Origin of the sequence: Methylobacterium sp. 22177 (genome assembly GCF_052045615.1) — a bacterium.
Lineage (GTDB): Bacteria > Pseudomonadota > Alphaproteobacteria > Rhizobiales > Beijerinckiaceae > Methylobacterium > Methylobacterium radiotolerans.
In genome coordinates this window covers 54,922-63,781 of record NZ_JBQEPK010000036.1, presented here as the reverse complement: position 1 = coordinate 63,781, position 8,860 = coordinate 54,922, and the positions used below count along the sequence as shown (strand labels likewise).

The window sequence follows — 8,860 nt, the reverse complement described above, 5'->3', positions numbered from 1 at the left end:
GCAGCGCGTCGGCGTGTGCCGGGACTTCGCGCATCTGGCGATCACCCTGTGCCGGTGCATGAACATCCCGGCGCGCTACGCCACCGGCTACCTCGGCGATATCGGCGTCCCGAAGGACCCGGCGCCGATGGACTTCTCGGCGTGGTTCGAGGTCTTCCTCGAGGGGCCCGAGGGACCGCGCTGGTACACGTTCGACGCCCGCCACAACCGGCCCCGCATCGGCCGCATCGTCATGGCCCGCGGGCGCGACGCCACCGACTGCGCCCTGACGACGAGCTTCGGCGCCGCCCACTTGGTCCGGTTCGACGTCCACACCGACGAGGTGACCGAGGCCCCCGATACGCTGGCCCGGGCCGCCTGAGGCGCGCCCCCACCGGACAGCCCGCCGGACAGTCCGCCGGCCCGCCCCCTAGACCGCCTCGGCGGCCTCGCGGGCCCGGATCGGGTTGTTCGCGAGGTGCAGGAAGGTCTGGTCGAACTCCGCGACCTCCGCCAGCGCGTCCCAGTCCTCGATCGTCAGGAGGCCGCCGCTGAGCGTGACGAGCCCGCGTCCGCGCAGGGTGCGCAGGACCCTGTTCAGGTGCACGCTGGTCAGACCGAGCGCGTCGGCGAGTTCGGACTGCTTGGGCACCAGCGGGCAGCTCAGCCCGCGCGCGAGCCCGACCGCCTTCTGCCGCAGGTACAGTTCGCAGAACAGGTGGGCCACGCGGCCGAGCGCCTGCCGCCGCCCGAGGCTGGTGATGCGCTCCCGGTAATGGGCGGCGTCGATGAGGCTGTCGCGCCAGAGGGTGCCGGCGAGCCCCGGATTGCTCAGGAGGACCGCGCGCAGGTCGTCGTGCGCGATCAGCGCCACGACGCAGGGCGTGAGGGTGGCGAGGTTGTGATCCATCCGGTGCAGGTGAAGGCTCTGCAGGTCCGGCAGGTCGCCCGCGATGTAGAACGACAGGATCTGCCGCCCGCCCTCGGCGAGGGCGGCGTAGCGGTAGACCCAGCCCTGCAGGACGAGGCAGCTGTGGGTCGGCCGGTCGCCGAACCGGACGATGTCGTGGCGGGCCGGCAGGTTCCGGACCGTGTGCGGCAGGTCGAGGAGCGCCGCGCGGTCGGAATCGGCCAGGCGCGAGATGCTGTCGAGCTTGCGCGCCAGCATCTCCATCGGGGTGCTGTACCCGTTCGGCATCGGAGGCTCAGCCCCCGGATCGCGCGGTCCCGCCGCGCCGACGGTGGTCAACCCGTAAGTCGTGATCAGGACGCCGCACGCTTCACCCCCTAACACGCCCCGCATCGCCGGANGGCGATGCCCCCCCTCAATTCGCGGAAGCGCGACCGCGAGTGTTCGATGGCGGACACGTTCGCCAAAACCGCCGCCGGCGGCAAGACCGCCCGGTCTCCGCAGACCGTCCGCCTTCCGCCGAGCCTAAAACCCTAATCGGTTGAAGTCGCAAGGGCGATGTTGTAAGGGACGCGCGTCCTCCCGGATCCGCCCTCGCGCGCTCGTCTTCTGGCGCGCCCGCCGGGCCGCCGGACGGACCGCCCTCGTCATCCGTATCGACGCGTCGGCAAACCGGGTCCCACGGGACCGGTCGCCTCTCCCGAAAGACTCCGGGAAGGCCGCGGCGAACGGGGGCGCCTGCAACGCGAGCCGCCGACGCAACGGGCCTCCGCCGGGGGCCGTTCAGGAGACAGAATGACCGCAGGTACCGCTCTGGGGCGTGGCCCGAGCCGCGAGGATTTCGCAGCCCTCCTCGAGGAGAGCTTCCTCGAACACGAGATCACCGAAGGCTCCGTCGTCAAGGGTCGCGTCGTCGCGATCGAGAAGGACGTGGCCGTCATCGACATCGGCGCCAAGACGGAAGGCCGTGTCGCGCTCAAGGAATTCACCGGTCCCGGCCGCGAGGGCGAGCTGAAGGTCGGCGACGAGGTCGAGGTCTACGTCGACCGGATCGAGAACGCGCTCGGCGAGGCCGTCATCTCGCGCGACAAGGCGCGCCGCGAGGAGAGCTGGGTCAAGCTCGAGAAGTCGTTCGAGAACAACGACCGCGTCACCGGCACGATCTTCAACCAGGTCAAGGGCGGCTACACCGTCGACCTCGACGGCGCCGTGGCGTTCCTGCCGCGCTCGCAGGTCGATATCCGTCCGGTCCGCGACGTCACCCCGCTGCTGGGCACCCCGCAGCCGTTCCAGATCCTCAAGATGGATCGGCGCCGCGGCAACATCGTCGTGTCGCGCCGCACGGTCCTCGAGGAGAGCCGCGCCGAGCAGCGCTCGGAGCTGGTGGCCAACCTTGAGGAAGGTCAGGTCATCGACGGCGTCGTCAAGAACATCACCGAGTACGGCGCGTTCGTCGACCTCGGCGGCATCGACGGCCTGCTGCACGTCACCGACATGGCGTGGCGCCGCGTGAACCACCCGTCCGAAGTGGTCACGATCGGCCAGACCGTGAAGGTCAAGATCATCAAGATCAACCACGAGACGCACCGCATCTCGCTCGGCATCAAGCAGCTGCTGGCCGATCCGTGGGAGGGCATCGCCGCCCGCTACCCCGAGGGCGCCAAGCTCAAGGGCCGCGTGACCAACATCACCGACTATGGCGCCTTCGTGGAGCTGGAGCCGGGGATCGAGGGCCTGATCCACGTCTCCGAGATGAGCTGGACCAAGAAGAACGTCCATCCGGGCAAGATCGTCTCCACCTCCCAGGAGGTCGAGGTTCAGATCCTGGAGGTCGATCCGGTCAAGCGCCGCATCTCGCTGGGCCTCAAGCAGACCCTGCAGAACCCCTGGGAGGCCTTCGCCGAGAAGCACCCGGTCGGCTCCGAGGTCGAGGGCGAGGTCAAGAACAAGACCGAGTTCGGCCTGTTCATCGGCCTCGAGGGCGACGTCGACGGCATGGTCCACCTGTCGGATCTCGACTGGAACCGTCCCGGCGAGCAGGTCATCGAGGAGTTCAAGAAGGGCGACATGGTCCGCGCCCAGGTTCTCGACGTCGACGTCGAGAAGGAGCGGATCTCGCTGGGCGTGAAGCAGCTCGGCGGTGACCCCTTCGCCGAGGCCGGCGAGATCAAGAAGGGCCAGATCGTCACCTGCGAGGTGATCGAGGTGAAGGATGCCGGCGTCGAGGTGAAGATCGTCGACACCGACATGCAGACCTTCATCCGTCGCGCCGAGCTCGCCCGCGACCGCGGCGACCAGCGTCCCGAGCGTTTCGCCGCCGGCGAGAAGTTCGACGCCCGCGTCGTCCAGTTCGACCGGAAGGCCCGCCGCGTGCAGGTCTCGATCAAGGCCCTCGAGGTCGCCGAGGAGAAGGAGGCCATGGCCCAGTTCGGCTCCGCCGATTCGGGCGCCTCGCTCGGCGACATCCTCGGCGCCGCCTTCAACAAGAAGCGCTCCGACGACGAGTGAGCGACGGCCTCCGCCGCCCGGCCTGTCCGGGCGGCGGATCCGCCGCGTCGTGACCCGCGCGGGACCCCGGTCCCGGGCGGGTTTTTCTTTTGGCACCGACAATTCAAGGTTGCCGAACGCGGGCCGCGAGCCCGGTCGCGCCGTCCGACGCGACAGCGGCCCGCCGCCCCGTCATTTTCTTCGCGCGCCCCGTATCCACGCCCGCGGAAAATGCTCTAGAACACCGGCCTCGCACGGCTCGGACCGAGCGAGCCGAAGGAAACCAAGGACTTGCCCGGCGCGGGGGTACGCCTCCCGCACCCCGTCGAGGGGCCGGTCGGGGTGCTTTAGGGGAAGCGACAGCATGGCAGCCGATGCCGAACTGCTGATTGACCGGCGGCGCCTGCGCCGCAGGTTGTCCCTCTGGCGCGTGCTCGGCGTCGGCGGCCTCGTCGTGGCGGTCGGGGCTCTCGGGTACCGGGTGCGGACGGGCGCGGACGGCGCCTTCGCGGTCCAGCCGCAGATCGCGCGCATCTCCGTCTCGGGCTTCATCGCCGGGAGCGAGGCCACCGCGAAGCTGATGAAGCGGGTCGGCGATTCGGACGCCGTGAAGGGCGTGATCGTCTCGATCAACTCGCCGGGCGGCACCACGACGGGCTCGGAGGAGATCTTCCGCAACCTCCGGGCGCTCGCCGCCAAGAAGCCGATCGTGGCCTTCGTGGACGGCACCGCCGCCTCGGGCGCCTACATCACCGCCATCGCGGCCGATCACATCGTCGCGCGCGAGACCAGTCTGGTCGGCTCGATCGGCGTGCTGTTCCAGTACCCGGACTTCTCGGGTCTCCTGGACAAGGTCGGCGTCAAGGTCGAGTCGGTGAAGTCGTCGCCGCTCAAGGCCGAGCCCTCGGGCTTCACCCCGACCTCGCCGGAGGCGCGCGCCGCGCTCGCCTCCGTGGTCGGCGACACCTACGCGTGGTTCAAGGGCCTCGTCGCGGAGCGCCGCGGCATGGATCCGGCGCAGCTCAGCACCGTCTCGGACGGCCGGGTGTTCAGCGGGCGCCAGAGCGTGCCGCTGAAGCTGGTCGACGAACTCGGGGGCGAGCGGCAGGCGGTGGCGTGGCTGGAGAGCGCCCGCGGCGTCCAGGCGAACCTGCCGATCAAGGACTGGAAGCCCGCCTCGGAGAGCCGGTTCTCCCTCTGGTCCGCCGCCGGGATCGGCGCCGACCTCCTCGGCCTGGAAGGCCTCGCGGCGCGGCTGCGGGCCGTCGGCGCCGAGGCCGAGGCCGCCCGGGGCGGGATGCTCGCCCTCTGGCGCCCGGAACCCTGAACGACCGCCGCCGCGCAGCCCGCCCCGATCCCGCGAGAAGATCCCACGCCATGATCAAGTCGGAGCTCGTCCTCAAGATCGCCGAGCAGAACCCGCATCTCTACCAGCGCGACGTGGAGATCCTGGTCAACGCGATCCTCGACACCATTTCCGACGCGCTGGCCCGCGGCGACCGGGTCGAGCTGCGCGGCTTCGGCGCCTTCTCGGTCAAGCGCCGCGAGGCGCGCCGGGGACGCAACCCGCGCACGGGTGCCGCCGTTGCCGTGTCCGAGAAGGCGATCCCCGTGTTCAAGACCGGCAAGGAGATGCGCCAGCGCCTCAACGCCGCCGGGATCGGCGAGAATGCCTCGGCCGCCGAGTAGGAAGGACCTGTGAGCGCGATGATCCGTTTCCTGAAGAGCCTCGTGCTGCTGCCGATCGCCGCCCTGGTGATCCTCCTGGCGGTGGCCAACCGCGCGCCGGTGCGGCTCTCCTTCGATCCGTTCAACGTGGACGCGCCGGTCTTCAGCGTCGATCTCCCGCTCTACGCGATCCTGTTCGGCGCGGTGGCCCTCGGCATCGTCGTGGGCGGCATCTTCACGTGGCTGGGCCAGGGCAAGACCCGGGCGCGGGCGCGCTACCACCGCCGCGAGGCCGTCCGGCACGAGCGCGAGGCGACCCGCCTGCGGGCCTACGCGCCGGAGACCGAGACCTCGGGCGCCTACACGGTGCCGAATACGGGCCGGACGGCCCTTCCGGCCCCGCGCTGAGCCGGGGGCCTCAGCGGCCGCCGCGCGCGGCCGCCACGAAGGCCGCGATCCGCGCCGGATCCTTCACCCCGGGCGCCGTCTCGACGCCGGACGACACGTCGACCGCGCCGATCCCCGTGCGGGCGAGGGCGTCGGCGACGTTACCGGCATCGAGACCGCCCGACAGCATGGTGCCGGCCGGGAGCGCGGCACCGCGCAGGATCTCCCAGTCGAAGCGCCGGCCGTTGCCACCCGGCAGGGCGGCATCCGGCGGGGCCTTGGCGTCCAGCAGGATCCGGTCGGCCACCGCCGCGTAGGCGGGCATCGCCGCGAGATCCGTCGACGTCGCGACGCCGATCGCCTTCATCACCGGCCGCCCGGTCCGGGCGCGGATCGCCGCCACGCGCTCCGGGCTCTCGCTCCCGTGGAGCTGGATGAGGTCCGGATCCGCCGCATCGACCGCCGCGGCGAGCAGCGCGTCGTCAGGATCGACGAGCAGGATGACCCGCTCGGCCCGCCCGCGGGCGCGGGCCGCCAGGGCGGCGGCCTGCGCGAGCGAGACGTGCCGGGGACTGCGCGGGAAGTGCACGAGGCCGATCCAGTCCGCCCCGGCCTCCAGCGCGGCGGTCAGGGTCGCTTCGGTGCTGAGCCCGCAGATCTTGACGCGGGTCGGGGACGCGGATGAGGCCATGGGCCCTCTATAGCCGATCTCGCGACGCCGAGCAGGTCCGCGACCCGGGTCAGCGGGTCGCCTAGTACAGCGCCGGCACGTAGACGTTGGGGATCGGGAAGCCGCTGAAGACGACCTTCCCGTCGACGAGCCGCAGCGGCGGGAGCGCCTTGAGCGGCGTCGCGTCGGCCGGCGCGCCCGGATTGGGGCGCTGGGCCAGGCCCAGGAGTCCGCCGACCAGCTGGCCCACGAGGGCACCCTTGTCCGAGCCGAAGCGCTGGCCGACGATGCTGCCGACCAGCGCGTCGACGCCGGCCGCCCGCAGATCGACCTGGCCCGCGGGGCGGTGGGCGGCGTCGAGGGCGAGCGTGCCCTTCGCCTGGACGCGCTGCGGGCCCTTGGCCAGCGACAGGGCCGTCAGGTCCAGGGCGCCCCCGGCCTGACGCCAGCGCTCCAGCTCGCGCGCCACCGTCCCGGTGCGCAGCACGGTGGCCTGGGTCAAGGTCGCGTCCACGGCCAGATCGGCCGGATCCTGCGTCCCGGTGAGGGCGTCGAGCTGCGGCACCGCCGCTTGGTTCAGGCGCAGGCTGATATCCACGGCGCCGTCGGACTCGAACCGGCCGGGGCTCGGCCGGGCATGCAGCTCCAGGTGCCGGCCCGAGACCGCGATCGGGCCGGGCTCGGCGCCCGTCACGGAGATGTCGGGATTGTCGACGACCAGCGAGGCGCGGGTGAACCCTCCCGCCGCGCCGTGGAAGCTGCCCTGGAGTGCGGTCCAAGACGCGTCGCCCGTCAGCGGGCCCTGCTCGACATGGAACGGCCCGACGCTCTCGAACACGACGAGGCGGGGCTGATAGATCTGCGCCACGGCGGTGCTCGGCCCGAGCCGGAAGCGGCCGTCGGCGCGCTCGAGGGTCACGGCGCTGCAGCGCAGCTCGAGGCGGAACGGGTAGCCCCCGAGGGACCGGTCCGCACAGGTCCAGGTGCGCCCGGCCGCCGCCTCGCGGGCGATCCAGCCGTCGATCTCGCTGGCCGCGCGCTCCCGCATCCACAGCCAGCCGGCCGACCAGCCCGCCACCACGAGGGCGAGCAGGATGTAGGGCAGGAACAGCCCGAGCCGGGATCGCCGCGCGCCCCGAACCGGGGCTGTCCCAGCGGCGCTCTCCGGCCGCGTCCGATCCTGCACCATGCGCTCCGCTCCCCGACCCCGTCCCCTCGGGGACATCGTGGCCCCGCCTTGAGGCCATGCACGGGGCGAAACTGGGGCAGCGCCGCCCGGGGTCGACCGCCACGGACGCGATCCGTTCCTGCGCGGCGCGTTTCCGCTCAGACCTGCGCCGGCTCGACGGTGTCGACCTGCAGATCCTCGACGATCGCCGTCCGCTCGGCCTCGTTCTCGGCGAGGCGGTGCACGTGCATCTCGGTGGCACCCCGGCGACGAACACGGTCGAGCCAGGTCCGGCGCAGATGGTCGCGCGGGCTCTCGCTGGAGCTCGCCACCGAGACCATCTCGGCGATGCCGGCATTGTCCCGGCGGACGGCGATCACCACGGCCTGCGCCATCTCGTCGAGGTCGAAGCCCCCGGCCGGATGGACACCGACCACGTAGCGCCGGCCGGAACGGCCACGCCAGGCCGAGAGCGGGAGCGCGGGGGAGCCGCGCAGACCCGCGGTCGTCTTGAGGCGTTCTTCACGCACGTCCTGCCTCCGGGTGCGATCGTCCTTCAGGTCGCGGAGCGCGGCCGACCAGGACAGGGCTCTTCTGTTCGCCATTTGTTCCAACCTAACGCGCGATATCCACAGGCGTCAAGGGCGACGTTCCTAGAGGGAGATGTGGCGACGATGCCCGTTATCCACAAGCCGCCGGGCACCGGCCCGACGCGGAAAACCGCGCCCGCGAGCGGCTCAGCGACGGGCGTCGGCGGCGGCCGGCGCCTCGTCGGCCGGCACGGCGTGCCCCTCGGCCGCGAGGCCCTGGAGTCCGCCCTCGACGAGGGCGTTCGAGGCCGTCTCGAGACGCTCCTGGGCCAGCGCCTGGAACGCCTGGCGGGGCAGGCCCGGGGGGATGGGCGGCAGGAACTCGATCACGGCCCGGCCCGGCCGGCGCACGAGGCTGTTGCGCGACCAGAACAGCCCGGTGTTCAGCGCGACGGGCAGGCAGGGGACGTTCAGGGCGGTGTAGAGGTGCGAGAGCCCCTGCTTGTAGGCGGGCGGCGCCCCGACCGGACGGCGGGTCCCCTCGGGGAAGATGATGAGCTGGCGCCCGTCCCGGATCGCCGCGCCGGCGGCGGCGTTCATCAGGCTCATGGCCCGGGTGCCCTTCGACCGGTCGATCGCCACCATGCCGCTGCGCGACAGGTACCAGCCGATCAGCGGGATGAGCAGCAGCTCCTTCTTCAAGATGTAAGCGAAGTTCGGCAGCACCGTGCAGAGGGCCAGGGTCTCCAGGGCCGACTGGTGCTTGGCCGCCACCAGCAGGGGGCCGGGCGGGATGTTCTCCAGCCCGCGGAACTCGACCCGCGTCCCCGCGACGACCCGCAGGAGCCACAGGGTGATCCGCCCCCAGGCGCGGGCGAGCCGCAGCACCGACCGGCCGGAGACCAGCATGGGCAGGCCGGCGAAGGCCAGGACCGTCGTGACGGCGTAGAAGCAGATGTTGAAGGCGAGAGAGCGCAGGGCGAGCATCGGAAACCGTGTCGTGGCGGCTCCCCTGTAGCGCGCCCGCGCGTCCGGGGCCAAGGGCGGCGTCGCGGGAAGCG

At 71.9% G+C, this 8,860-nt stretch carries 10 protein-coding genes; 5 read left to right on the top strand and 5 right to left on the bottom strand.

Features of this window, described 5'->3' with window-relative positions:
- On the top strand, positions 1-361 hold a 361-nt coding region (locus ACTJK8_RS24925; RefSeq protein ID WP_440762682.1), incomplete at its 5' end, for a transglutaminase-like domain-containing protein.
- A 48-nt stretch (positions 362-409) separates the two neighbouring features.
- On the opposite strand, the gene ACTJK8_RS24920 is transcribed toward ACTJK8_RS24925, so the two are convergent.
- Complete coding sequence (locus ACTJK8_RS24920; protein WP_012319415.1) at positions 410-1,177, bottom strand: Crp/Fnr family transcriptional regulator; 768 nt, start codon at positions 1,175-1,177, stop codon at positions 410-412.
- A 507-nt stretch (positions 1,178-1,684) separates the two neighbouring features.
- Here ACTJK8_RS24920 and rpsA point away from each other — a divergent pair.
- The 4 genes from rpsA (at position 1,685) to ACTJK8_RS24900 (ending at position 5,452) form a co-directional block, all read left to right on the top strand.
- Positions 1,685-3,397, top strand: coding sequence for a 30S ribosomal protein S1 (gene rpsA, locus ACTJK8_RS24915; protein WP_012319414.1), 1,713 nt, complete (start codon positions 1,685-1,687; stop codon positions 3,395-3,397).
- A 343-nt stretch (positions 3,398-3,740) separates the two neighbouring features.
- Entirely contained in the window at positions 3,741-4,703 is a 963-nt protein-coding gene (sppA, locus tag ACTJK8_RS24910; protein ID WP_043073763.1) for a signal peptide peptidase SppA, read from the top strand.
- A gap of 50 nt (positions 4,704-4,753) precedes the next feature.
- Positions 4,754-5,065 (top strand): integration host factor subunit beta, encoded by a 312-nt coding sequence (locus tag ACTJK8_RS24905; protein WP_012319412.1) that lies wholly within the window; start codon positions 4,754-4,756, stop codon positions 5,063-5,065.
- Positions 5,066-5,083: 18 nt separating this feature from the next.
- A complete protein-coding gene (locus ACTJK8_RS24900) occupies positions 5,084-5,452 on the top strand; it encodes a LapA family protein (RefSeq protein WP_012319411.1) in 369 nt (122 codons plus the stop codon).
- 10 nt (positions 5,453-5,462) lie between these two features.
- Here ACTJK8_RS24900 and ACTJK8_RS24895 read toward each other — a convergent pair whose 3' ends face one another.
- From ACTJK8_RS24895 to ACTJK8_RS24880, 4 genes are all read right to left on the bottom strand, one after another.
- The gene (locus ACTJK8_RS24895) at positions 5,463-6,122 is read right to left on the bottom strand and encodes a phosphoribosylanthranilate isomerase (RefSeq protein ID WP_440762681.1); all 660 of its coding nucleotides are present in this window, start codon (positions 6,120-6,122) and stop codon (positions 5,463-5,465) included.
- Between the two features lie 61 nt (positions 6,123-6,183).
- Positions 6,184-7,290 (bottom strand): DUF2125 domain-containing protein, encoded by a 1,107-nt coding sequence (locus tag ACTJK8_RS24890; RefSeq protein ID WP_059409546.1) that lies wholly within the window; start codon positions 7,288-7,290, stop codon positions 6,184-6,186.
- A 137-nt stretch (positions 7,291-7,427) separates the two neighbouring features.
- Entirely contained in the window at positions 7,428-7,874 is a 447-nt protein-coding gene (locus ACTJK8_RS24885; protein WP_012319408.1) for a hypothetical protein, read from the bottom strand.
- Between the two features lie 132 nt (positions 7,875-8,006).
- Entirely contained in the window at positions 8,007-8,786 is a 780-nt protein-coding gene (locus ACTJK8_RS24880; protein ID WP_024829927.1) for a lysophospholipid acyltransferase family protein, read from the bottom strand.
- Positions 8,787-8,860 lie beyond the last annotated feature (74 nt).

Excerpts from the sequence above, each read along its gene's own strand:
- ACTJK8_RS24890 (WP_059409546.1), bottom strand. The coding sequence starts at position 7,290 with ATGGTGCAGGATCGGACGCGGCCGGAGAGCGCCGCTGGGACAGCCCCG.
- ACTJK8_RS24905 (WP_012319412.1), top strand. The coding sequence starts at position 4,754 with ATGATCAAGTCGGAGCTCGTCCTCAAGATCGCCGAGCAGAACCCGCAT.
- ACTJK8_RS24895 (WP_440762681.1), bottom strand. The coding sequence starts at position 6,122 with ATGGCCTCATCCGCGTCCCCGACCCGCGTCAAGATCTGCGGGCTCAGC.
- ACTJK8_RS24920 (WP_012319415.1), bottom strand. The coding sequence starts at position 1,177 with ATGCCGAACGGGTACAGCACCCCGATGGAGATGCTGGCGCGCAAGCTC.
- rpsA (WP_012319414.1), top strand. The coding sequence starts at position 1,685 with ATGACCGCAGGTACCGCTCTGGGGCGTGGCCCGAGCCGCGAGGATTTC.
- ACTJK8_RS24900 (WP_012319411.1), top strand. The coding sequence starts at position 5,084 with ATGATCCGTTTCCTGAAGAGCCTCGTGCTGCTGCCGATCGCCGCCCTG.
- ACTJK8_RS24885 (WP_012319408.1), bottom strand. The coding sequence starts at position 7,874 with ATGGCGAACAGAAGAGCCCTGTCCTGGTCGGCCGCGCTCCGCGACCTG.
- sppA (WP_043073763.1), top strand. The coding sequence starts at position 3,741 with ATGGCAGCCGATGCCGAACTGCTGATTGACCGGCGGCGCCTGCGCCGC.
- ACTJK8_RS24880 (WP_024829927.1), bottom strand. The coding sequence starts at position 8,786 with ATGCTCGCCCTGCGCTCTCTCGCCTTCAACATCTGCTTCTACGCCGTC.